Here is a 24,173-nt window from a genome sequence, read left to right as displayed (position 1 = left end):
CCAATCCTATGATGTTCACCATGGAGGTTCATGGCGCTGCTTGCTACTTTTCCGTGGCTCGATCTCACTGCGGCGGTGCTGCAAGTGTTTCGTTCTGGTCTACCGCAATCGCGGCAGAGTTCGAAAGTATCTTCTTACGACCGGCGAAAAGGCTGGGATTGCTTAGAATCGCGACGGCGCCGACGAACGTCGTTGGCAGCCAAATGCCAGCATGCGCCAGCACCGCGAAGCTTGCGGAGATCTCTGGCGAACTTCCCAAGATCGTAGTCGCAGCATAGGCAGCAAGATGAAACGGCCCGATATAGCCAGGTGACGACGGCACCATGGTGGCAAGGGTAGCGATGGTCATCGCCAACCCGGCTGCAGCCGGGCTTGTGGAAATTCCAAATCCGGCAAGGAACGACCAGAAAAAAAGCGCCTCGCCGGTCCAGACGAGTGCCGAAAGAACGACTACAATGCTCAACGCGCGCGGCCTCGACATCGCGCGAAATCCGAGCAGCAGGGAGTGCAGCGCCAGCAGCACATTTCGCACCCGCGGTGTAAGTTTGCCGAAATCCCGTTTCGATCCATACAAGGCCAGATTAGCAAACAGCCCGCTGAATGCGACGACCGAGATCAAGCCTACGAATGTCAGCACCGCCAACAGCGAAGCAGAAAGCTTGATGCTTTCCGGCACCGTGGCAGTCGGAAATGCGAGCAGCGCCAGCGTCAGAAAACACAGCAGCGTCGCCAGATCGAGTAGACGCTCAAGCACGAGGCTTCCCGTCGAGGCCACCTTCGTAATGCCGAGAGCGGAAGGAAAAACGAAGGCACGGATAACGTCACCAAGCCGCGCTGGCAGCACATTATTGAGAGCGATCGATCCGAGAAACGGCGCTGCACAACGCGCAAACGACGTACGAGCTCCGGCAGCGTCCAACATGATCGACCAGCGCAAGATGCGGATAGAATAGTCGCATATCAGCGCAACCAGCCCGACCAGAAGATAGGGCCACTTGAAATTAGCGATGGCTACGCCAACTCTTTGAAAGTCGATCTGCCACGCCATGAAGGCAATACAGGCTACAGAAATCGTGAGGCCAACGATATTACGCACTTGGCTAAGCAACGCTGCGCGCACCCTTACTAAGAAAGTTGGATTGGCCGTTTGCCTCATCGCGCAGGCCAGGTGTGCCAGGGCGCATTGCCGCTATCCCAGAGCGCTTCCATTTCGCGCTTGTCGCGTAGCGTGTCACAGGGTTTCCAGAAGCCGGAATGTTCGAATGCCGACAGCTGCCCATCTCGCGCCAGACCAAAAAGCGGCTCTTGTTCCCACGACGTGGCATCGCCGGCGATATAGTCGACCGCCTTCGGCTCGAGCACAAAGTATCCACCGTTGATCCAACCGATCTCGTCAGCCGGCTTCTCGCGGAATGCCCGGACCACCCCAGAATCAGCAATATCTAAGACACCAAAGCGCCCGGGAGGCTGTACCGCAGCCACAGTAGCTAGCTTCCCACGCGATCGGTGAAAGGCGATTTCTTTGGTAATGTCGATATCCGATAGACCGTCACCGTAGGTCATGCAAAAGGTCTCGTTGGCGAGATAAGGCAGCACTCTCTTCAGTCGGCCGCCGGTCATGGTCTCGGCACCGGTGTCGACCAGCGTGATCTTCCAGTCTTCGGATTGCGAGCTCAGTACCTTGGCGGAACCATCACGAAGATCTATTTCAAGGTTTGACGTGTGGCGATAGTAATTAAAGAAGTACTCTTTAATGACGTAACCCTTGTAGCCGAGACACACGATGAACTCGTTGATGCCATGCCGGCTATAGGTCTTCATGATATGCCAGATCAACGGCCGCCCACCGACTTCGACCATTGGTTTCGGCTTGGTGTCGGTTTCCTCACTCATACGAGTGCCCAACCCACCGGCAAGAATAACTGCTTTCATAGGTGCGCTTTCCTTCGCTGCACGCTCTCGCTGGCCCCGCTTTTAATTGACGCAGGCGGACTGCGGCAAGCTAGAATCGGCCCCATTTTGGACCCCACACCAACTAAGATGCGAGGGGCGGCCTTCCCCAGGCTGCCGTCACAGCTTCAAATCGGCCTTGGAAAAATTCAAGACCTCATCCACGATTGCTACGGGCTCCGACCGCAAAATCAGATAAATTCGGAGCAGGTACTCGCCAATAATTCCAAGTAGGAATGATTGCAGCCCAATTCCGAACAGAACCAGCACGTGGATACTTGCGAGACCCTGTGGCAAGTCTGGATCCAGCAACTTGAGGATCACGAAATAGGCTGCTCCGACCGCACTCATGACCAGCATAGCACCACCGATCAACGAAGCGATCCGGAGCGGTATGGCGGAGTGATTGAAGATCGCGGTCAGGCCAAGACGGATTAGACGAGAAAGTCCAAATTTGCTGACACCAGCGAGGCGCGCCTCTCGATCATAGACAACCCCAACCTGGCTGAATCCCAACCCCGCAATGATGCCCCGCAAATATGGATTGGGCGACTTGAATTTGACGAGCGCATCAATCACCGCTCGATCCATCAGCCTGAAGTCGCCGACGTCGCGCGGAATGGGATACTCGCTGATACTGTCGATGAACCAATATCCGAATTGACGAAACTTATTGATAAAGAAGTTTTCGCGGCGGCCCCGGCGGATACCATAGACCACTCGATTTCCGCTTTGCCAGAGCCCGAAAAACTCCTCGAGCAATTCTGGCGGATCCTGGAGGTCTGCGTCGATCTGCATCACAGCATCGCCGCTCGTATGCATATAATTCGCAAGAATCGATCGCTGAAAACCGACGTTCTTGGAAAAACGTATCGCCCGCACGCGCGAATCCCGCGCCGCAAAATCGGACAACTTTCGCCAAGTCGCATCGTCGGAATGGTTGTCGGTGAAAACAAACTCCAGATCGCATTTCGGAGCCATGATCGCCGCAACACTGTTCAGGCGTTGATATAGCGCATCGAGGTTATCGGCCTCGTTGAGGACCGGGATCGAAATCGATACGAGCGTCCGTTTTCCTGAGTTCTCCAAGCAATCCATGGGGCAAAACTACATTATTTCTTGTCGAGTTGCGATTTTGAGATCCTCAACCACAGCAGCTAAAGTGTCCCGGAAGACGATATCGCCCAGATCTGCCGGGCGCTCGAATATCCGATCGAAGTTTTCACTTCCCGCCGCGTGAATTGCACCAACTGCTAAACGATCGAGGCAATCGAACTGCTCGCAGACATGGCGAGCTAAAGCGCATAGCTGAACGGGGGCGCCATGACTGAGATTAACTGGCCCGGTAGCGCCCGTAGATACTAGCTGTTCGATAGCGACGACATCATCCTCGACATGATGATACTCTCGCAATTGCGTGCCAGCAGACATCCGGAAAATCTCCTTTTTCCGGATAGCATCAAATAACTGACCAAGAAACATATGGGGCGCGGGTGCCCCGCCGCCATAAAGCGTATGAAGCCGGACATGCAGCACATTCTCCCCGCGAGATGCTGCGACAACGTAGTCATTGAGACGCTGCTTGCTACTAAAATACGGATTTGGGGTGTCGCGGCCGACAATCTCTTCCATGATCGTGCCAAACGTCACCACCCGTATTCCCTGCCGCGAAGCCCCCTCGATGATGTTTCTCGCCAAATCCAGATTGACCTGCAGATGATCCTCAAGCGATCGCTTTGGATCGGTCAGGCCGGCAGCGATATAGATGACATCGTCAGCGCCTGAATATTCCTTGAGGAAGTCGGCGACAGCCCCCACCGCCTTTGAACGGGTCCAACCGGCATAAACCGATCGATCCAGCGCAACCGTTTTAGAAACGGGAAGATGGGAGATCAAACTCCTACCCAATCGACCACGTGCACCAACTACCAAGTTCATCGCAGCGCGGCCCGCCAGGCATTGATCTGATCGCGACTCATCGCCGCCGCCGATGCTGGCGCGGCGTAATAGCCACGGTACCACTTCGCCGTTTCCTCGATGACTTTCTCCGTGCTCCACGGAGGTATCCAGCCGAGGATGTTACGCGCATTGCTGCTGTCGAGCGCCAAAGCGCCGGCCTCATGAACTGGATTGTCCATGTAGTCGATCGCCGGACGCTGCCAGTGATTGGCCATCAACTCCAGAACATCTCTCACCGAGAACTGCCGTGGATCCAGTGGCCCTAAATTCCATGCCCGTGCGAACCGGGCCGGATCATCCGATACGAGACCAGCCAGTAGCATCAGATACCCCTGCACCAAGGCCAAAACATGCTGCCATGGCCTGGTGGCATCTGGGTAGCGCAATGTCAGCGTCTTATTGTCAATAACGGCCCGAACGAAATCAGGAACAAGTCGATCTTCGGACCAGTCGCCTCCGCCGACAATGTTCCCGCCTCGCGCTGTTGCGATCGCAGGCCCTTCGCCCTTATTCCAACTAAACGACGCGGCATAGCTCTGGATCACAATCTCGGCTGCCGACTTTGAGGCGCTGTAGGGATCCTTACCGCCAAGCTCATCATTTTCGCGGTACGGCCACGACCATTCTTGATTGCGGTAAACCTTGTCGGTCGTGATGCACAGCACGCCCCGAACACTCTTACATCGGCGGGCCACCTCGAGCACATTCCCCGTACCTTGGGCATTGACCTCGAACGTTCGGAGAGGCTCGCGATAAGATTTTCGCACCAAGGGTTGTGCTGCCAAGTGCAGCAGCAATTCCGGCTGAAATTCGTCAACGGCAGCGGTGAGCGCAGGCAGATCAGTAATATCGCCGAAAGTGGTCGGAACGGCCCCGAGCGCCAGCGCACCAAACAAATTTGGGCGGGTTTCCGGCGGCAACGAAAATCCCGCAACGCGTACACCGATGAGGTCGAGCCACAATGACGCCCACCCCCCGGTGAAGCCCGTCGTGCCCGTCACGAGGACTTTGCGCCCCGCTAGCGCGGCTTCGAACGGTAGCAAATCCATCGCTTTTCCTCACCTCAATCCTGCGGCCCCCCGCTCTCACCGAGCGAGGTAGTCCATTTAGCCGAAAAGCGGAAGCATAAACGGGCCTATCCGAACTGCGGGCGCCGAGCTGTAGGCTTTATCAAGATGATTTTCGGGCGTGGGCGGCGAGCGCGTGCAATCTGAGATTCGACTGGCGGCCGATGACGATAATCAAAAGCACCGTCATCAGTGAGCCAAACGCCCACGAAATCTGGCCCTGAATAGGAATGCAGTCCTCTGACAGAGCAGCCCGACTTGACGCGCCGAGATAGACAAACAGTGCCATCTGGGGGATCGTGAACAAAAACGTACATAAAATGAACGGCGTGACACCAATCTTTGTGACTGCAAAGAGGTAGTTCTGGACGGCACTCGGAACCGGAACACCAAGACGCATGATCGCCACCACTTGCCATCCGGCTGCATCAACGGCGGATGCCACGCCACTAAACCGAGGGCGCCTATGAATAAATTCAGAAACCCGTTCACGAAAAAGAATGCGCGCCAGCAAGAAGGCAAGCGAGGCCCCCAAAGCTGCGCTCGGGATGACCACGGCGAGCGCCTGCAAGCCAAAAATTGCCCCAGAAAGGATCAGCAATACCGTTCGCGGGAACGGCAGGAATGCGCCCAAAACAAACACAGCACCAAGTCCTGCTCCCGTTACGAAGGTCAGTTCATCGTAGCCACGAAGCCAATCCGCGAAAACGCCGACATCCATGATCGTCGCGAATGCCAGTAAGTTATGCATAACCCTACGAAACCCTTTCGGCCGTCTACCAGCCCGCATGCCAAACGCGACGGAACTCAACGGGGCTTACAGCTTTTCCCAGACCACTTTTGCCGAACCAAGCTGCGATTACTGGAGCCTCCCTCTCTATCAAAGCACACAATTTCTGTAACCGGTTTCGCAGAAACCGAGACCTCAGGAGCATGCGCGACACTCGAGGTTGTCTGCCCCAATACCGCTCCTCATCGATTTGCACGAGTCCAAATCGATGAGGACGCTGCGGCATGCCAATTGCAGCCCAGAAGCCAAGTTCTCGTATGTGTTGCTACCTTGTAAGCGACGCGCTATCTGCCCTACGGCCATCGCGAGCAAACGTCGAGTTGAGCGCGAGGCCGCCCTGTCATTTTTGCCCGGGTAAATTACTACGCTTTGGTGACCGTGCGACCGGCCCACAATCGAGAGAGCTTGTTCGATGAAAAAGAAGACCGCATTGATCACAGGCGTTACTGGACAGGACGGTGCCTATCTGGCGGAGCTGCTGTTGACCAAGGGTTACTCGGTTCACGGCATCAAGCGCCGGACGTCGCTTATTAATACCGACCGCATCGACCATCTCTACCACGACCCTCACGAGAAGGGTCTGGACTTCACTCTACACCACGGCGATCTGACGGATTCTTCCAGTTTGATCCGAATCGTCGAGGAAGTGCAGCCAGACGAGGTCTACAATCTGGCAGCGCAGAGCCATGTCGCAGTGTCATTCGAGGAACCGGAATATACAGCGAATTCCGATGCCCTCGGCACGCTCCGCATTCTTGAAGCGCTGCGCATTCTCGGCCTGGAGAACAAATCTCGTTTCTATCAGGCCTCGACGTCCGAATTGTATGGGCTCGTACAGGAAACGCCGCAGAGGGAAACTACGCCATTCTACCCGCGGTCCCCCTATGCCGTCGCCAAGCTTTACGCCTATTGGATCACGGTGAATTACCGTGAAGCCTACGGCATGTACGCATGCAATGGCATTCTATTCAACCACGAGTCGCCACTACGCGGCGAGACATTCGTGACGCGCAAGATTACCCGTGCGCTGGCGCGCATTAAGTTGGGCCTGCAAGATCGTGTGCATCTTGGCAATCTCGACGCCAAGCGTGACTGGGGACACGCCCGCGACTATGTCGAAATGCAGTGGCTAATGTTGCAGCAGGAAAAGGCTGAGGACTACGTGATCGCCACCGGCGAACAGTATTCCGTCCGGGATTTCGTCAGCTATGCCGCGGAGGAAGTTGGCATCAAGGTGCGCTGGGCCGGTGAAGGCGTCGAGGAAAGAGGCTACGATGCAGAGACAGGGCAGTGCATCGTGGCAATCGACCCTCGCTATTTCCGCCCTGCTGAAGTCGAGACATTGCTGGGCGACGCCTCCAAGGCAAAGCGACAGCTCGGATGGTCGCCGAAGACACCGTTCCGCGAACTGGTGAGCGAAATGATGCGCGAGGATCTGAAGCTTGCCGAACGTGATGAGCTTGTGAAGAAGCACGGCTTTCGCTTTTTCAACCATCACGAATAGGTGCTGGCTGCTGTTGCAGCGGATGCGCTGCGCCTGCGGGTCACCAGCAGCCGATAACCTGCCAACGCGATACTCCCCACAGAGGGGATAGCTGTGGGACAGACAGTTGCGTATCTTACATTCCTACAAGATCTATCGGCCAGACATAGAAGGCGGAATACCGGCTGTCATCTCTCATCTGACAGCTGGCGCACGGTCGGGCGAGGAACATTCCATCCTTTGCGCACGGCGATCAGGTACAGCGCGTAGCTATACGATTGATGGCACTGCTGTCGAAGCAGTTGCCTCGCTTGGCACATTGTTCTCCATGCCCCTGGCACCGGCTTACATCCCGATCCTTATCGGCCACACGCGCACCGCCGACCTCGTCGTTCACCACGCCCCGTTCCCGCTCAACGATGCAGCAATCCTACTTGGCCTGCCGAAACACGTCGCTTTGGTCGTCTATTGGCACGCCGACATCGTAGGTTACTCGTTGCTCAAGAAGCTTGTGTCACCAATGCTGCGCTCTGTACTCGCGCGCGCCGATCGTATCGTCGTCTCCGGGCAACCGATCATCGACGGCTCCGAATTCCTTCGGCCCCATGCGGGCAAATGCGTGATTATGCCCTACGGCATGGATCTGGAATACTGGCGGAAAGCGTCTCCCGAGAACACGGCGATCGCCGGTGAACAGCAAGCCATGCCACGTCATATCGTCTGCCTTGGACGTTTGGTCGGTTACAAAGGTTACGACGTTCTCCTGCACGCCATGCGCCAAATCGATGGACACGCTACGATCATAGGAGAAGGCCCACTACTGTCCAATCTACAGAAACTGGCAATTGAACTTGGCGTGGCCGACCGAATACGTTTCGCCGGGCGACTGGAGAGAGACGAAATCCACCGGCTATTTCATGCAGCACAGGTATTTGCATTCCCTTCGGTTACGGACGCGGAAGCGTTCGGAATTGTTCAGGTCGAAGCCATGGCGGCCGGCTTGCCGGTGGTTAATACGATGCTGACGACCACCGTCCCCCTTGTCGCTCGGCATGGCAAAGAGGCTCTAACAGTCCCACCGCGCAACGCACAGGCACTCGCCTCGGCGCTGAATCGCATTTTAGACGATCCGGCATTTGCGCAACGACTGGGTTCAGCGGGTCAAGCGCGCGCATTCGAGGAATTCGATCAGAGGACATTTCGGCTAAGGATGGCATTGGTATATGCTGATGCCTTGCTGGCAAGGCGTTCAAGCCTCGCGGCAAAAAGCTAGATACTCCGGTCCTTACCTGAACACCGGTCGAAACGGTCGTGGACTCCAGTCAAAATCGGCGATGGCAGGCTTCGGGTCGAAGATCATGTCTTGGGACATTCGCATCCCCATTGCCACGTTTGCGTTGGGAACGAAGGGGCCAGCCAACGCAAATGCCGCGCGCCATAGGAATGGCGGGACGGAAACAATGCAACGCCGTTTGTGCAATCCGTCAAAAATACGTCCTATCATTTCGCGATAGCTGAGGATCTCGGTGCCGGGCACAGCGTAGATTTTGTTTTCTGCAGCCGGACTTCGAGCAGCTGCGATGGCGCCAATGGCCAGATCTTCTGCATGCACTGGCTGCCGCAGGCCAGCGCCCGTGCCCGCAAGCGGCATGAAACTGATCTTTTGAATCAATCGCGCAAGCCTGGTGATATTGGCATCGCGCCCCTCCGCATAGATGATGGTCGGCCGCAATACCGTCCAGACAATGCCAAGTCGCTCGCAAACTTCAATTACTCGTCGCTCCGCTTCTTCCCAATGACGGACGTGTGCTCGCTCCTCAGCGATTTCAGAGTTTCGCTTGGTCACTATGCTGGTCGAGGTGAAAGCTACCACCCGCTTGAGGTTCGGAATCACAAAGTGAGGAAGCGATTCCGCTAAAAGTCCGACGTGGGCCGTGCAATAGAGTGTGCTGACTTCAGTCAAGTCCAATGACGTCGGCACCGCCAGATCCGCGACTAGCCAATCGGCATCAACCGCCCGACGCTGTTTACGCGATACAGCAAGGGGCCGCTGGCCATCTGCGACAAGACGCTCGACGATATAGTGGCCCACGATACCACTCGCCCCTAGAACTATGCTCTTTGTCATTCTTCCCGCCATCTGTCGCCTTGATCCGGAGCGCCATCGTAGTTTCACCGAGCGGCATGATAAATGGCTCGAATGCAATTGCGCGTAGCCAGATTGATGCCGAGGCGTTAACGCCCCGTCGCGCCCAATCACTGACTGAGGCGGAATAAAAGCGAAGCTATTGTACAGCGATGGTGCGCCTAGCCACATTCTCACTGACAAGATAGGCACAGCGATAGCGCGGTATCTATCGGCTGCCGAGAGCTTTAGGCACACGCCAAATCAAAGCGCTTCCATCACAGCCAATCGGCTATGATGAGAATACTTCGCAAGCCTATTTCAGCGCGCATGCCATCTTAAGAGAGCACAATTCTCCGTACGGTGCCCCTCACTCGTTGCAGCGCGCCCGGCATGACAACGCTCCGGCTTCGCCAAAGGCACCACATATGTTTTCGTCGGGCCGGGCCCCTAACTACCGGCGCGTTACAGGCAATAATCCCTTCGGCAGATAGCTTGCTACGTGGCCAGAAGCGACGGCGCGGCCACGGCAATCCGCTCGTCCGTCTGAATAAACTCGCCATGCAAGTCCGCCCTGCCGGCCATGACCCGCATCGCCAGCGTGTAGCCGACCGCGAAAACGATAAGTCCCAAAAGAATACCCAAACATACGCAAAACTCCAAATAATACCTTAGCAATCAACCGGTTAGATCGAGGGGCAAGTTGTTGCGTGCGTTCGGAGCGCAATTGCAACCGGTTGTGACATCCCGGTTGCATGGACTTTACGCAGAGAGGGCATGGCTGTACGCCTCGCTGGCGGTTGCAGGGGCATGACAAGCCCGCCGGTTTGCGCGAAAGGTAATGTCTCGGCCCAACCTTACGTCATCCCGGAGCCTTCTGAATGCCCTTCCCGCGTGCCTCGCAGGCCCTCTCCCGCTTTACCGTTCTCGACCTCACCCGGATCCGCTCGGGCCCGACAGCGGTGCGGCAGTTCGCGGATTGGGGGGCCAATGTCATCAAGATCGATGCGCTGAGCGACGACGCCGCGGGAGAACAGCCCGGCGGCCCGCGGCAGGGCTCGGACTTCCAGAACCTGCACCGCAACAAGCGGGCCATGACCCTGAACCTGAAGGACCCGCGCGGTCTCGCGGTGTTCAAACGCCTGGTCGAGAAAGCCGATGTCGTGGTCGAGAATTTCCGACCGGATGTTAAGGCCCGGCTCGGCATCGATTATGAGAGCCTGAAGGCGATCAATCCCGGCATCGTCTACGGCAGTATCTCCGGCTTCGGCCAGGACGGCCCCTATCACAAGCGACCGGGCTTCGATCAGATCGCCCAGGGCATGGGCGGGTTGATGTCGATCACAGGCGCCCCCGGCGAAGGCCCGATGCGGGTCGGCATTCCCGTGGCTGATCTCACCGCCGGGCTGTTCTGCGCGCTGGGCGTGCTTACAGCCCTGCTGGAACGCGACGTCTCCGGCCAGGGCCAGTGGGTCCAGACCTCGCTGTTGCAGGCCCAGATCTTCATGCTGGATTTCCAGGCCGCCCGCTGGCTGATGGAACAGGACGTGCCCAAGCAGGCCGGCAACAACCACCCGACCAGCATTCCCACCGGCGTGTTCAAGACCTCCGACGGCTACATCAACATCGCCACCACCGGCGGCAAGATCTGGGAGCGCTGCGCCCAGGCGATCGGCGCCCCCGAACTGATCACCCATCCCGATTACGCCACCGGCCCTGCCCGCTCGAAGAATCGCGACGCACTCAACGCCGCGATCAGCGCCTGCACCGAGAAGCGGTCGACAGAGGAATGGGTCAACGACCTCAATGCCGCCGGCGTGCCCTGCGGTCCGATCTACTCCGTCGACCAGATGTTCGCCGATGCGCAGGTCAAGCACCTCGGCCTAGCGCAGGACGTTCCCAACGACCAGAACCGCAAAATCAGGCTGGTCGGTCAGCCCTTCACGCTGTCACGCACGCCGAGCCACATGGCCGCGCGGCCGCCAGAAGTCGGCGAGCAGACGGAGGAGCTACTCGCCGAATTTGGCTTTGGCGCCGAAGAGATCGCCGAATTGCGACAAGGCAAGGTGGTCTGAGGCGGCGAGCTGTCAAATACTGTGAAAATTAACGCCATAGGCTGCATTAATCGGGAGCACATCTTCGTCCAGGCGCAGTCGATCGGAGATCGTGCTGCCCCTCGAACCCGCAGGAAGGCTCCATGACCGCACCGCCCCGCGTGGCTATCCTGATCCCCTGCTTCAATGAAGAGGTCGCAGTCGCGACGGTCGTGAACGATTTCCGCAGGGCGCTGCCGGCCGCCACGATTTATGTCTACGACAACAACTCGAGAGATCACACGCGCGAAGTAGCCTCGCAGGCGGGTGCGATTGTTCGCAGCGAGCCGCGTCAAGGCAAGGGTCATGTCGTCCGCCGCATGTTCGGTGACGTCGATGCCGATGTCTACGTTCTCGTCGATGGCGATGCGACCTACGACGCGACATCCGCACCAACCATGATCGAAGCGCTGTTAAACGATCGCCTCGACATGGTCGTCGGCCGCCGCATCGAGCAGCAGGTTGCCGCCTATCGCCTTGGCCACCGTACCGGCAACTCACTGCTCACCGGCTTTCTGTCAATGACGTTCGGTCAGAACTTCAAAGATGTGCTGTCAGGCTATCGCGTATTCTCGAGACGCTTCGTCAAATCCTTCCCGGTGCTGTCCGATGGTTTCGAGATCGAGACCGAACTGAGCGTTCATGCGCTGCAGCTCGCACTGCCGGTCGCTGAAATCGAGACGTCGTATTTCGCGCGACCGCAGGGCTCCATCAGCAAGCTCAGCACGTGGAAGGACGGTTTCCGGATCCTCGGCACCATCATGAAGCTCTATCGTTCGGAAAAGCCGCTGCGCTTCTTCGGCACAATTGGCCTGTTTTTCGGCATCGTCTCGATCGGCCTCGCGATTCCCGTCACCGTCACCTATCTGGAAACAGGGTTGGTGCCTCGGCTGCCCACCGCCGTGCTCTCGACTGGCCTGATGATCGTCGGCGTGCTCTCATTTTCGTCGGGCCTCGTGCTCGACACTGTCACCCGCGGACGCCGCGAGATAAAGCTGCTGGCATATCTGGCGCAGCCGTCACTGCCGGATTAGGCCTCCATCCAGCCAGGCGCGAGCACGACTTACGTCGTCACCGGCGTCGGCCGCCAGATGCGCGCAACGGCCATAAAGGCACGATCGATCAGTGGCCAGAACAGTAGCGTAATCGCCAGCGTAGTGATGGTGCCGACGAGGCCATTGGACCAGAACACGCCCACGCTGCCGCCGGAGCCGATCATAGCGAGGCGGAATGCATCCTCAGCGCGGCTGCCGAGCACCAGTGCCAGCGTGAATGGCGCCAGCGGAATACCGATCTTCTTGAACACATAGCCGACGACGCCGAAGCCCAGCATCAGCCAGATGTCGAACATGGCATTCTGGATCGCATAGGCGCCGATAGCACAGGACACCACGATCATCGGAGCCACTGCCGCAAACGGCACGCGCAGGATCGAGGCGAAGACCGGAACGGTCGTCAACACGATGACGAGACCGACCACATTACCGAGATACATCGAGGCAATCAGCCCCCACACAAAGTCCTTGTGCTCGACGAACAACAGCGGTCCGGGATTGAGCCCCCACACCATCAGGCCGCCGAGCAGGATCGCCGCGGTGCCGGAACCGGGAATGCCGAGCGCCAGCATCGGCAGCAGCGCTGCGGTGCCCGACGCGTGCGCCGCGGTCTCCGGCGCGAATACGCCTTCGATGCGCCCCTTGCCGAAGCTTTCGGGATCCTTGGAGAAGCGCTTGGCGAGATTGTAGCCCATGAAGGACGCCGCAATAGCGCCACCCGGTGTGATGCCGAGCCAGCAGCCGATCACCGACGAACGCAGCAGCGTCACCCAGTATTTCGGCAGATCCATCCAGACCTTGAGCACCGTACGCAGGCTGATCTTGGCGGCGTGTCCGCGCAGCGCGAGGCGCTCTTCCATGGTGAGCAGGATTTCGCTGATGCCGAACAGGCCGATCACCGCGACGAGGAAGTTGATGCCGCGCAGGAGATTGTCCGAGCCGAAGGTCATGCGCAGATTGCCCGACACCGTGTCCATGCCGATGCCGGCGATCAGCAGGCCCAGCGCCATCGAGATGACGGTCTTGTGCTTGGCCTCGCGGCCGAGGCCGACGAAGGAGCAGAAGGTCAGAAGATAGACCGCAAAGAATTCCGGCGGCCCGAATTTCAGCGCGAAGGATGAGATCATCGGCGCCAGGAATGTGATCAGCATCACCGCCACCAGCGACCCGATGAAGGACGAGGTAAACGCCGCCGTAAGTGCTTCCGCAGCCTTGCCCTGCTGCGCCATCGGATAGCCGTCGAAGGTCGTGGCCACCGACCACGCCTCGCCGGGGATATTGAACAGGATCGAGGTGATGGCGCCGCCGAACAGCGCGCCCCAATAGATGCAGGACAGCATCACGATGGCCGAGGTCGGATCCATGGTGAAGGTCAGCGGCAACAGAATGGCGACGCCGTTGGGGCCGCCGAGGCCCGGCAGCACGCCGACAAAAATGCCGAGCACGAGACCGACGACCATCAGCGAGATGATCTTCCAGGTCATCAGCACGGCGAAGCCGTGCATCAACAGTCCGAACGCTTCCATTTCAGTAGTCCTAGCGACCGAGAGCCGATTCGATCGGCCCCTTCGGCATGATGACGTCGAAGGCGACATCGAAGGTGACGAACATGATCGCGGTGAACACGAAGGCGGTGAGCAGCGACTTCCACAGCGCGATCTTGCCGACCATGCGCATGAAGCCGGCGATCAGCACGAAACTCGCGACATAGATGCCGAGAAACTGCGTGGCGAGACAAAACAGTGCGGTGGGAATGAACACCAGCGCCACGCGCCGCAATTGTGCGCGGGTGACGAAAGTGTCGGAACCGCCACTGCGGGCGAAGAACGTCGTGATCAGCCCGTAAAGGCTGGCGCCGCCGAGAATGACCGAGAGATAGAACGGGAAATAGCCGGGCTGAGGCCCGGTGGAATCCCAAGCGATGCCGGTGCGCCAGTTGTCAAAGCCAAGCACGATGGCCAGTGCCAGCAGGACCAGCGAGACGATGATCTCGACGGTGCGCGTGCTGACGACGGAGGGCGAGTCGTCCTCCGGAGCGGTCGGATCTTCGACGATGATTTCGAGGTCGGTGTTGGACATGGGCAAGGTTTCTGAGGATGGAGAAAGGATGCACACTCGTACATCAAAGAAACTTGTCATCACCCGCGAAAGCGGGTGATCCAGTATGCGGAGCCGTCAGTGGCTTTCTCGCTGTCGATGTTTACTGGATGCCCCGCTTTCGCGGGGCATGACAGTCATTGGCTTACTTCGCCACGAATCCCGCTTCGGTCATCAGCGACTTGTTGAGCGCATCGTCCTCTTCGAGGAACTTGAGCATCTCCGGCCCCTTCAGGAAGATCGGCTTCAGCGCCTGCTTCTCCATGTAGTCCTTGTATTCGGCCGTCTTGGTCACCTTCTCGAACAGGTCGACATAGAAAGCCTGCTGCTCGGGCGTCACCTTGCCGGGCAGGAACATGGCGCGCAGCATCAGATACTGCACGTCGAGGCCCTCTTCCTTGCAGGTCGGGATGTCGTTCCACGACTGCGTCTCGGTGACCTTGGTCTTGTAGGAGATGCGTTCCTTGTCGAACACGCAGAGCGCGCGCACCTGGCCGGCGCGCCAGACTTCGAGATTCTCGCTGGGGTTATTGACGTTGGCTTCGGTGTGATTGCCGACCAGCTGCGTCGCCGCCTCGCCGCCCGACTTGTAGGGCAGATAGGAAAACTTGGCGCCGGTCTGCTTTTCCATGAACACGGTCAGCACATGGTCTTCACGCTTGGATCCGGTGCCGCCCATCTTGAACGGCGACGATGCAGCCTTGGCCGCCGCGATGAATTCCTTCACCGTCTTGGCGCCACCCGCATTGTCCCACAGCACGAACTGGTCCATCGCGACGACGGACACCGGTGTGAGGTCGCGCCAGTTGAACGGAATCTTGGCGGACAGCGGCAGCATGTAGATCAGCGAATAGGCGATCAGCACCTTGTTGGCGTCGCCCTCGCTGGACTTCATGTAGATCAGCGCTTCCGCACCGGATGCGCCACCCTTGAGCGACACCACCACCGGCGCCTTCATCAGATTGTTCTTCTGGATCGCAGCCTGCATCATGCGCGCCATCTGGTCGGATGCGCCACCGGCGCCCGCTGCAACCACGATTTCGACGGGCTTCGTGGGCTCCCAGGCCGTGGCCGGCGACGTGGCCAATGAGAGGATGGGCGCGCTGGCGAGCACGGCTGCAAGCGCAGCTGTGGCCCTGATCGACTTGGACATTGGTTTCTTCCCTGTAGACGCGGACGTTGGCTGCCCGCCACTTTTCGTTGGTTCTATTGTGCGGGGTATTGACCGTGACTTCAAGCATGTCCCGCGCATGCGAAGGCCGACTTTGGTCAGGGGCCGGCACCCTGTTTAGCTGCCGGGCGGCGGAATGAGGCGATCGCCCGAGACCGCCGCCCGCCCGTTATTTCCCCTGCCACTTCGGCTTGCGCTTGTTCAGGAAGGCATCCATGCCCTCGCGGAAATCCTCGCTCATATAGGCCTTGAGCACGAGATCCTTGCCCTCCTCGCGGGTCAGGGTCGGGCGCAGCCGGCGCACGGCTTCCTTGGTCACTTCGAGGGTGATCGGCGCATGGCTGGCCACCAGTTGCGCGAGTTCCAGCGCACGGCGCTGCAGCGTCTCGACATCGGGCACGATCTCGTTGATCAGACCCAACGCCAGCGCCTCATCAGCCTCGATGAGGCGGGCGGTGAAGATCATGTCCTTGGTGCGGGCCGGTCCGACCAGCGCCATCACGCGGCTGATATTGGACATCGACAGGCAGTTGCCGAGGGTGCGGGCAATCGGGAAGCCCATGCGCGTGGCAGCCGTACCGATGCGCAGGTCGCAGCAGGCGGCAATGCCGGCGCCGCCCCCGGTGCAGGCACCGGCGATCGCGGCGATGGTCGGCACCCGGCAGGTCTCCAGCGCGGTGAGCACGCGGTCGATCCTCGCTTCGTAATCGAGCGCATCCTGGGCCGTCTTGAATTCGCGGAATTGCGAGATGTCGGTGCCCGAGGCAAAAGCCTTGTCGCCGGCGCCGGTCAGGATGATCGCCTTGATCGAGCGGTCCTCATTGGCCGCCTGACAGATCTCCGCCATCCGCTCATACATCGAGAACAGCATGGCATTGCGCGCCTGCGGGCGATTGAAAGTGATCTTCGCGATCCCGTTCTCGACGGAATACAGCAGGTCTTCAGCGGCGGGCGTTGGCGCGTTCATATGATTCGTCCTCTGGTGCAGCATTCCGCCGCAACATGTTGAAAAGGCTGGAGCGATTATGCTCCAGCCTCCAGTAGATTGTTAGGCCTCAAAGACGGGAATTCGCTGGCCTCAAGCCACCGCCGCCTTGGTCATCGGCACTACGCTTTTTCCGGTCAGCACATCCATCGCTGCCATCACGCCGCCAGCGCGGTGCGGGACCTTGGCGAGTTCGAGACCCATCTCGACGCCGGACAACGTGCCCATCAGCATCAGGTCGTTGAAGTGGCCGATATGGCCGATGCGGAAGATCTTGCCCTTCCACTTGTTGAGACCAGTGCCGAGCGACATGTCGAAGTTTTCGAGCACCACCTTGCGGAACACGTCGGCGTCATGCCCGTCCGGCATCAGCACAGCGGTCAGTGCCGGCGAGTGATCATGCGACTCGATGGAAACCGTCTCGAGGCCCCAGGCCTTGACGGCGGCGCGGGCGGCGGCGCCGTGGCGCTTGTGGCGCGCGAACACGTTATCAAGCCCCTCTTCCTCCAGCATCGCCACGCCTTCCTTCAGCGCATAGAGCAGATTGGTCGCGGGCGTATAGGGCCAGGAGCCGAGCTTGTTGGCGGCGATGATCTCCTCCCAGTCCCAATAGGACCGGAACGAACTGTTGGCCTTGGAGGCCGCCAGCGCCTTGTCGGACACGGCGTTGAAGCCGAGACCCGGCGGCAGCATCAGGCCCTTCTGTGAACCGGCGACGGAGACGTCGATGCCCCAGGCGTCATGTTCATATTCGAGCGAGCCGAGGCCCGACACGGTGTCCACCATCAGCAGTGCCGGATGCTTCACGCGATCGAGCAGCTTGCGGACATCCTGCGGATGGGTGACGCAACCGGTCGAAGTCTCGTTATGCACGATCATCACGGCCTTGATGGCGTGCGACTTGTCGGCAGCGAGACGCTTCTCGATCTCGGCGAGATCGGCGCCGTGGCGCCAGTCGCCCGGCACGAAATCGATATCGAGCTTGAACTTCTCGGCGAGACCCCGCCACAGCGTGGCGAACTGGCCGGTCTCGGCCATCAGCACCTTGTCGCCCGGCGACAGCGTATTGACGATGGCGGCTTCCCAGGCGCCGGTGCCCGAGGAGGGATATATGATCACCGGCTGCTTGGTCCGGAATACACGCTGCATCGCAGCAATGACGTGGAGGCCGAGCTCGGCGAATTCGGGACCGCGATGGTCCAGCGTGGGCATATCCATCGCCCGCAGCACCCGGTCGGGTACGTTGGTCGGGCCAGGAATCTGCAGGAAATGCCTTCCGGTGTGCACGGTCATGTCTCGTCCTTCCCAGGGAGTCCATTTTTATTGAAACGCCCGGATAGCACCTTTCAAACGGCTTGTCCCGCGTCTGGTATACCAGAGCGCCGAAGAAAAACGTGGGGCAGCCATGAGGATTTCTTATCCCTCCCGTATCTCCTTGTTGCGACTGCCGGAGCGCGGCACCGCCGGGTTGCCAAGCCGGAATCCGGATGCAAGACAGGACGATAGAGGGACAAGGCGGGAATCCATGGCGAAGGCGGCAATCATTCGAAGCACGGCTGCAGACAGCGCGCTGGCCGCAAAGCTCGCGCGTGAAGTCTCCGGCGATGTGTTCTTCGACCCATTCAATCGCGGCCGTTATGCCACCGATGCCTCGTTCTACCAGATCGTACCGTTCGGTGTGGTCGTTCCGCGCACCATCGACGAGGCGCTGCGCGCGCTGGCGATCTGTCGCGACGATGGCCGTATCGTTACGCCGCGCGGCGGCGGTACCTCGCAATGCGGCCAGACCGTCAATGACGGCATCGTTATCGACCTCTCCAAGCATCTCAACAAGCTCATCTCGCTCGACGTCGAGAACCGCACCTGCATCGTCGAGCCCGGCATCGTGCTGGACGATCTCAACCGGCAGCTCAAGAAACACGGGCTGTGGTTTCCGGTCGATGTATCCACCGCCTCCCGCGCCACCATCGGCGGCATGGCTGGCAACAATTCATGCGGCGGTCGCTCGCTGCGCTACGGCACCATGCGTGACAATACTATCGCGATGGATGCTGCGCTGGCGGACGGCAACCTGCTGCATTTCGGCGAAGTAAGTTCCAGGGACGATGCGCCTGCCCTGTTTCGCGACATGCTGGCGCTCGGCGAACGCGAGGCGACCGAAATCGCGGAGCGCTTCCCGCAGGTGCAGCGCCGCGTCGGCGGTTACAATCTCGATGCGCTCACGCCGCGCAACACCGCCAACAACATGGCGCATCTCCTCGTGGGCTCCGAAGGCACCCTCGCCTTCACCACGCAGGTCGAACTCAAGCTGTGGCCGCTCATCGGCAGCAAGGCGCTCGGTGTCTGTCACTTCGGCAGCTTCTATGAAGCGATGGATGCGACCCAGCATCTGGTCAAGCTCAAGCCCATCGCCGTCGAACTGGTCGACCGCACCATGATCGCACTCGGCCGCGACATCGCGATGTTCCAGCCGATCATCAAGAGCGCGGTGCGCGGCGATCCCGATGCGCTCCTGATCGTGGAGTTCGCCGAAGCGGATCAGGCCGCCAATGCCGCCAAGCTGAAAGAGCTGGGCGCATTAATGGGCGATCTCGGCTTTGGCTGGAATAACCCGCCGCGCAAATGGGGCGGTGTGGTCGACGTCACCGAGCCAGCGCTTCAGGCTGGCATCGCCGAGTTTCGCGCGGCCGGCCTCAATGTCATGATGTCGATGAAGCAGGACGGCAAGCCGGTCTCCTTTATCGAGGACTGCGCGGTGCCGCTGCCGCATCTGGCCGACTATACCGAGCGCCTGTCCGCGATCTTCAGGAAGCACGACACCACCGGCACCATGTATGCACACGCCTCGGAAGGCTGCCTGCATGTCCGCCCGGTGCTGAACCTGAAGCTCGACAAGGACGTCAAGGCGATGCGCGCCATCGCCGAAGAAGCCTTCGCGATGGTCCGGGAATACAAGGGCTCGCATTCCGGCGAGCACGGCGACGGACTCGTGCGTTCGGAATTCCACGCCGAAATGTTCGGCGAGCGGATCATCAGCGACTTTGCCGAAGTGAAGCATCGCTTCGATCCGCAGAACGTCCTCAATCCCGGCAAGATCGTCGATCCGCCCAAGATGGATGATCGTTCGCTGTTTCGTTACACGCCGGATTATCGCGTCGGCGAGCTCAAGACTGCTCTCGACTGGTCCGCCTGGCCCGGCGCCGGCGGCGGTTTCCAGGGCGCCATCGAAATGTGCAACAACAATGGCACATGCCGGAAGTTAGAGGGCGGCGTGATGTGCCCGTCCTATCGCGCGACGCGCAACGAGAAAGACGTCACCCGCGGCCGTGCCAACACACTGCGGCTGGCAATCTCCGGCCAGCTTGGCCCGGATGCGCTGACGTCGGATGCCATGGCCGACACGATGAAACTTTGCGTGTCGTGCAAGGCCTGCCGCCATGAATGCCCAACCGGCGTCGATATGGCCAAGATGAAGATCGAGGTTCTGGCCGCGCGCGCCACGAAGCATGGTCTCACGTTGCGTGATCGCCTTGTCGGCTATCTGCCGCGCTATGCTGCCCTGGCCGCACGCGCCGCACCGCTGGCGAATTTGCGCAACAAGAGCCCGTTGCTGCGCAACCTGCTGGAACGCTATGCGGGCATCAGCGCCAAACGCAGCCTGCCGGAATGGCGCAGCGACGTGTTTCACAGGGACGCCGAAGCCGTCGGCCCCGGCGATGGCCGCGAGGTCGTGCTGTTCGCCGACACCTTCAACCGCGCTTATGAGCGCGAGAACCTCGACGACGCACTGCGCGTGCTCACCGCCGGTGGCTATCGCGTGCATCTGCCGAAGCCGGTGGATCGCAGCAGTCGTGCCCTGTGCTGCGGCCGTACCTTCCTTTCGGCAGGCCTTGTCGATCAGGCCCGCGCCGAACTCGACCGTCTCGTCGCCACCTATGCGCCCTTCGCGGCACGCGGCGTCCCCATCGTCGGGCTGGAGCCGAGTTGCCTGCTGACGCTACGCGATGAATTGCTGTCGCTACGTTCCGACGATACGGCCAGGAGCGTCAGCGCGCACGCCATGCTGTTCGAGGAATTCCTGGTCCGCGAAGCCGAGGCCGGCCGGCTGCAACTGCCGCTGAAGCCGATCGCGCCGAAAGCGATAGTGCATGGCCATTGCCATCAAAAGTCGTTCGGTGCGTTCAAGCCGGTCGAACAGGCCTTGCGCCTGATCCCGGATCTGAAGGTCGAGACCATCGAATCCAGTTGCTGCGGCATGGCGGGCGCGTTCGGCTATGGTGCCGACACCTATGACGTCTCGATTCAGATGGCCGAAGCGTCCTTGTTACCCGCCGTGCGCAAGGCCGACGCCGATACGCTGATCGTCGCCGACGGCACATCCTGCCGGCACCAGATCGCTGACGGCGCCTCACGCCATGCGCTGCATGTCGCGCGCGTGCTGGCCATGAGCCTCGACGGCGCGACAACAAACGTCCATTCTTCCACGCTCAACTAGGAAACAACCGATATGGCCGACCTCACCCTCGATACAGCCCGCAAGATCATCGATGGCGCTCTCGCCAAGGTGATCGAGATGAAGCTCAAGCCCACGGTCATCACGGTGCTCGACGCTCGCGGCTGCGTGAAGGCCACCATCGCGCAGGATGGCACCAGCCTGATGCGCGGCGAAGTCGCCCACGGAAAAGCCTATGGCGCATTGGCCATGGGGCTCGGCTCGAGGGCTTTGCTCAAGCGTGCCGAGGAACAGCCGTTCTTCATCGATGCCGTGAATACCATGGCGCGCGGCGCGCTGATCCCGGTGCCGGGCGGCGTTCTCATTCATGACGCATCGGGCAGCCTGCTCGGTGCCATCGGCATCTCCGGCGATACATCGGACAATGACGAGATCGCAGCCGTCGCGGGCATCGAGGCGGCCGGCCTCAAGGCCTCGACCGGCTAGATCGACGTTGACTCAGCCACCGCATCCCCCGATCGACGACAGCGCGCTGCGCCCGCTGATCGACCGTATCGGGGATGCGCATGTGAAGGCACGGCTGGAGATCGAGACCCATCGCGATCACCAGCTGTTCGGCCAGGGCCGCTTGTTCTTCAATCTGGAGAACTGGCTCACCGCACCACCGATCGTCCGCACCGTGCTGCAACTCGCCGGCCTCTATGGCCGCGCCCGCCGCGAGGCCAACCGCGTGTTGGTGCGCGAGAATATCGTCGCCTCACCACGCCTGCCCGCCGCGTTCGACGGCTTCACGATCCTGCATATCAGCGATCTCCACGTCGATCTCAGCGAGGCTGCGCTGCGCCACCTGATCTCCTTCGTCGGCGATCTTGATTACGACATCTGTGTGCTGACGGGCGACTATCGCGGCAAGACCTATGGGCCATATCAGCGCGCCACCGAAGGTGTCGGCGAACTCCGCGCGAGGCTGCGCGATCCCGTCTATGGCGTTCTCGGCAATCACGACAGCATCCGCATGACGCCGGCGCTGGAAGCCATGGGCATCCGCATGATGTTCAACGAATGCGAGACGATCGCTCGCGGCGACGAGAGGATCTATCTCGCAGGTGTCGACGATCCGCATTTCTACCTTGCTGACGATATCCCCAAAGTCGCATCGCAAATTCCGACGGACGCCTTCTCGATCCTGCTGTCGCACACGCCGGAGACCTATGCCGAGGCGGCCGAGCACAATTTCGATCTGATGCTGAGCGGCCACACCCATGGCGGCCAGCTCTGCCTGCCCGGCGGCTACGCCATCAAGCTGGAGGCCGTGTTGCCGCGTCATATGGGCAACGGTGCGTGGCGCCATGAGGGCATGGTCGGCTATACGTCCGTCGGCGTCGGCACCAGTCTGCTCCCGGTGCGGCTGAATTGCCCGCCGGAAGTAACGCTGCACCGGCTGAAACGCACGGCGTGAAGCACCCTATTTACCCGGCCACACCGGCTTGCGCTTCTCGCCAAAGGCCTTGAGGCCTTCTTTCGCATCCTCAGTCATCGACAGGAGCGCGATCTGGCTTTCGGTATAGGCGATGCTCTCGTCGAACGACATCGCGGCGATGGCGCGCATCGCATATTTGCCGCGGCGGATCGCGGTCGGCGACTTGTCGGTGATGCGCGCGATCAGCCAGTCGACCTTGCTGTCGAGCTCGGCCGCCGGCACCACGTGATTCAGCAGGCCAGCGCCAAGCGCGGTCTGCGCGTCGAACGACTCGCCGGTGATACACCATTCATTGACCAGGCGGCGTGGCGCAATGGACTGCAGCAGCGCCAGCACCTGCATGGGAAACACGCCGACCTTCACCTCGGGCAAACCGAAGATCACGTTGTCCGCGGCCACCGCCATGTCGGTCATGCAGAGCAAACCCATGCCACCGGCCATGCAGACGCCGTTAACGCGCGCAATGGCGGGCTTGGTGGCATTTTGCGACAGCCGCATGAGATCGGCGAGATCGCCATTGGGCTTGGAGAAATCCATCGAGAAGGCCGCACCCGCATTCGCCAGATCAGCGCCGGCGCAGAACGCCTTCTCGCCCGCGCCGGTCAGAACGATCACCCGTACACCCGCATCCTCGTGGGCGGTGCGATAGCCGTTGGCGATGCCGGCGATGACATCGCCATTCATGGCATTGCGCTTCTCCGGCCGGTTGATGGTGATCCAGAGTGCGGCGCCCTTCTTCTCCAAGATTACGCTATCATTGGCCATCGGTCTGCTCGCTCGTTTTGAATATGGTTCGGTCGGTATAGCGACTTAGAAGCGGCGCGCCAAACCCAGCGCGTCGCCGGCGCGGTTCTCGGACTCAACCGCACTCAGGTAGCCCTCGCGCTGCTGCAAGCGCGCCCAATAGGCTGTGACGCTCGGCCCGAATTGCGATGCAAGCCCGAGGCGATTGGCCAGCAGCAGTGCATAGCCGACGGAAACGTCCGCGGCGGTGAAACGGCCGGCGCAGACATAGTCTTTGCCGGTGGTGATGGTCTCGATCATACGCAACCGTCCAAGAAAGAACTTCGAATAGTCCTCGACCACCTGCGGATGACGGCGCTCCTCCGGCTCGAGCTTCGAATAACGCAGCACCAGCGCCTGCGGGAAGGTCAGCGTGGCCTCGCCGAAATGCAGCCAGTTCAGGAACGCGCCGTAGTCCGGCTCGTCAATGCCGACGGCCAGCGGCGTCGGGCCATGTTTGGTGACGAGATATTGCGCGATCGCCGCCGATTCCGTCATCCGGGTCTCGCCATCGAGCATCAGCGGGATGGTGCCGAGCGGATTGATGCCGAGATATTCCTTCGCAAAGACACGCGGCGGGAACGGCAGCATCTTCAGCTCATAGGGCAGCCCGAGCTCTTCAAGCGTCCATAGCGGGCGGAACGAGCGCGCGCGGGCGCAGTGATAGAGCGTGATCATCGGG

The 24,173-nt window shown here is 60.1% G+C and carries 22 protein-coding genes; 7 read left to right on the top strand and 15 right to left on the bottom strand.

The features are described 5' to 3' along the window. Positions 1–64: 64 nt before the first annotated feature. The 6 genes from AC1DUY_RS12130 to AC1DUY_RS12105 all read right to left on the bottom strand — a co-directional run bounded on the left by AC1DUY_RS12130 (position 65) and on the right by AC1DUY_RS12105 (position 5,727). Positions 65–1,096 (bottom strand): lysylphosphatidylglycerol synthase transmembrane domain-containing protein, encoded by a 1,032-nt coding sequence (locus AC1DUY_RS12130; RefSeq protein WP_478114489.1) that lies wholly within the window; start codon positions 1,094–1,096, stop codon positions 65–67. A gap of 56 nt (positions 1,097–1,152) precedes the next feature. Further along, complete coding sequence (gene rfbF, locus AC1DUY_RS12125) at positions 1,153–1,932, bottom strand: glucose-1-phosphate cytidylyltransferase (protein WP_441229144.1); 780 nt, start codon at positions 1,930–1,932, stop codon at positions 1,153–1,155. A 138-nt stretch (positions 1,933–2,070) separates the two neighbouring features. Then, a complete protein-coding gene (locus AC1DUY_RS12120; protein ID WP_441229143.1) occupies positions 2,071–3,048 on the bottom strand; it encodes a glycosyltransferase family 2 protein in 978 nt (325 codons plus the stop codon). A 9-nt stretch (positions 3,049–3,057) separates the two neighbouring features. Further along, positions 3,058–3,888 carry an NAD-dependent epimerase/dehydratase family protein gene (locus AC1DUY_RS12115; RefSeq protein ID WP_478114486.1) on the bottom strand — a complete coding sequence of 277 codons (831 nt, stop codon included), beginning with the start codon at positions 3,886–3,888 and terminating at the stop codon, positions 3,058–3,060. After that, positions 3,885–4,958 (bottom strand): CDP-glucose 4,6-dehydratase, encoded by a 1,074-nt coding sequence (rfbG, locus tag AC1DUY_RS12110; protein ID WP_478114484.1) that lies wholly within the window; start codon positions 4,956–4,958, stop codon positions 3,885–3,887. The genes AC1DUY_RS12115 and rfbG overlap by 4 nt, the downstream gene beginning before the upstream one ends. A gap of 121 nt (positions 4,959–5,079) precedes the next feature. Further along, positions 5,080–5,727 (bottom strand): TVP38/TMEM64 family protein, encoded by a 648-nt coding sequence (locus AC1DUY_RS12105; RefSeq protein ID WP_478114482.1) that lies wholly within the window; start codon positions 5,725–5,727, stop codon positions 5,080–5,082. A gap of 451 nt (positions 5,728–6,178) precedes the next feature. Between AC1DUY_RS12105 and gmd the strand changes: the two genes are divergently transcribed. Next, a complete protein-coding gene (gene gmd / locus AC1DUY_RS12100; RefSeq protein ID WP_441229139.1) occupies positions 6,179–7,270 on the top strand; it encodes a GDP-mannose 4,6-dehydratase in 1,092 nt (363 codons plus the stop codon). Positions 7,271–7,376: 106 nt separating this feature from the next. Continuing rightward, positions 7,377–8,522, top strand: a complete 1,146-nt coding sequence (locus AC1DUY_RS12095; RefSeq protein WP_441229138.1) for a glycosyltransferase — start codon at positions 7,377–7,379, stop codon at positions 8,520–8,522. A gap of 12 nt (positions 8,523–8,534) precedes the next feature. Here AC1DUY_RS12095 and AC1DUY_RS12090 read toward each other — a convergent pair whose 3' ends face one another. Both AC1DUY_RS12090 and AC1DUY_RS12085 read right to left on the bottom strand, forming a co-directional pair. Further along, complete coding sequence (locus AC1DUY_RS12090) at positions 8,535–9,341, bottom strand: SDR family oxidoreductase (RefSeq protein WP_441229137.1); 807 nt, start codon at positions 9,339–9,341, stop codon at positions 8,535–8,537. Positions 9,342–9,872: 531 nt separating this feature from the next. Next, positions 9,873–10,007 (bottom strand): hypothetical protein, encoded by a 135-nt coding sequence (locus AC1DUY_RS12085; protein WP_441229136.1) that lies wholly within the window; start codon positions 10,005–10,007, stop codon positions 9,873–9,875. Between the two features lie 248 nt (positions 10,008–10,255). On the opposite strand from AC1DUY_RS12085, the gene AC1DUY_RS12080 reads away from it, so the two are divergent. Next, on the top strand, positions 10,256–11,449 hold the full coding sequence (locus tag AC1DUY_RS12080; RefSeq protein WP_478114478.1) for a CaiB/BaiF CoA transferase family protein: 1,194 nt from the start codon (positions 10,256–10,258) through the stop codon (positions 11,447–11,449). Between the two features lie 122 nt (positions 11,450–11,571). Continuing rightward, complete coding sequence (locus tag AC1DUY_RS12075) at positions 11,572–12,501, top strand: glycosyltransferase family 2 protein (protein ID WP_478114476.1); 930 nt, start codon at positions 11,572–11,574, stop codon at positions 12,499–12,501. A 29-nt stretch (positions 12,502–12,530) separates the two neighbouring features. Here the strand turns inward: AC1DUY_RS12075 and AC1DUY_RS12070 are convergent, their stop codons facing one another. From AC1DUY_RS12070 to AC1DUY_RS12050, 5 genes are all read right to left on the bottom strand, one after another. Continuing rightward, entirely contained in the window at positions 12,531–14,048 is a 1,518-nt protein-coding gene (locus AC1DUY_RS12070; protein WP_478114474.1) for a tripartite tricarboxylate transporter permease, read from the bottom strand. 10 nt (positions 14,049–14,058) lie between these two features. Next, on the bottom strand, positions 14,059–14,601 hold the full coding sequence (locus AC1DUY_RS12065; protein WP_441276809.1) for a tripartite tricarboxylate transporter TctB family protein: 543 nt from the start codon (positions 14,599–14,601) through the stop codon (positions 14,059–14,061). Between the two features lie 163 nt (positions 14,602–14,764). After that, a complete protein-coding gene (locus AC1DUY_RS12060) occupies positions 14,765–15,772 on the bottom strand; it encodes a Bug family tripartite tricarboxylate transporter substrate binding protein (RefSeq protein WP_120290508.1) in 1,008 nt (335 codons plus the stop codon). A gap of 187 nt (positions 15,773–15,959) precedes the next feature. Beyond that, the gene (locus AC1DUY_RS12055) at positions 15,960–16,757 is read right to left on the bottom strand and encodes an enoyl-CoA hydratase/isomerase family protein (protein ID WP_441276808.1); all 798 of its coding nucleotides are present in this window, start codon (positions 16,755–16,757) and stop codon (positions 15,960–15,962) included. A 111-nt stretch (positions 16,758–16,868) separates the two neighbouring features. Continuing rightward, positions 16,869–18,068: a pyridoxal-phosphate-dependent aminotransferase family protein gene (locus AC1DUY_RS12050; RefSeq protein ID WP_441276807.1), complete on the bottom strand. Its 1,200-nt coding sequence runs from the start codon at positions 18,066–18,068 to the stop codon at positions 16,869–16,871. A gap of 232 nt (positions 18,069–18,300) precedes the next feature. Between AC1DUY_RS12050 and AC1DUY_RS12045 the strand changes: the two genes are divergently transcribed. From AC1DUY_RS12045 to AC1DUY_RS12035, 3 genes are read left to right on the top strand one after another with little or no spacing between them, the layout of a single operon-like run. After that, complete coding sequence (locus tag AC1DUY_RS12045) at positions 18,301–21,270, top strand: FAD-binding and (Fe-S)-binding domain-containing protein (protein WP_478114471.1); 2,970 nt, start codon at positions 18,301–18,303, stop codon at positions 21,268–21,270. Positions 21,271–21,282: 12 nt separating this feature from the next. Beyond that, positions 21,283–21,714: a GlcG/HbpS family heme-binding protein gene (locus AC1DUY_RS12040; RefSeq protein ID WP_478114469.1), complete on the top strand. Its 432-nt coding sequence runs from the start codon at positions 21,283–21,285 to the stop codon at positions 21,712–21,714. 7 nt (positions 21,715–21,721) lie between these two features. Further along, entirely contained in the window at positions 21,722–22,687 is a 966-nt protein-coding gene (locus AC1DUY_RS12035) for a metallophosphoesterase (RefSeq protein ID WP_478114467.1), read from the top strand. Between the two features lie 6 nt (positions 22,688–22,693). On the opposite strand, the gene AC1DUY_RS12030 is transcribed toward AC1DUY_RS12035, so the two are convergent. Both AC1DUY_RS12030 and AC1DUY_RS12025 read right to left on the bottom strand, forming a co-directional pair. Next, positions 22,694–23,473 (bottom strand): enoyl-CoA hydratase/isomerase family protein, encoded by a 780-nt coding sequence (locus AC1DUY_RS12030; protein ID WP_478114465.1) that lies wholly within the window; start codon positions 23,471–23,473, stop codon positions 22,694–22,696. Positions 23,474–23,518: 45 nt separating this feature from the next. Then, a complete protein-coding gene (locus AC1DUY_RS12025; RefSeq protein WP_478114463.1) occupies positions 23,519–24,169 on the bottom strand; it encodes a glutathione S-transferase family protein in 651 nt (216 codons plus the stop codon). Between the last annotated feature and the right edge of the window lie 4 nt (positions 24,170–24,173).

Source organism: Tardiphaga sp. P4_G1 (assembly GCF_056401215.1).
This window is presented reverse-complemented; position numbering and strand designations above follow the sequence as displayed.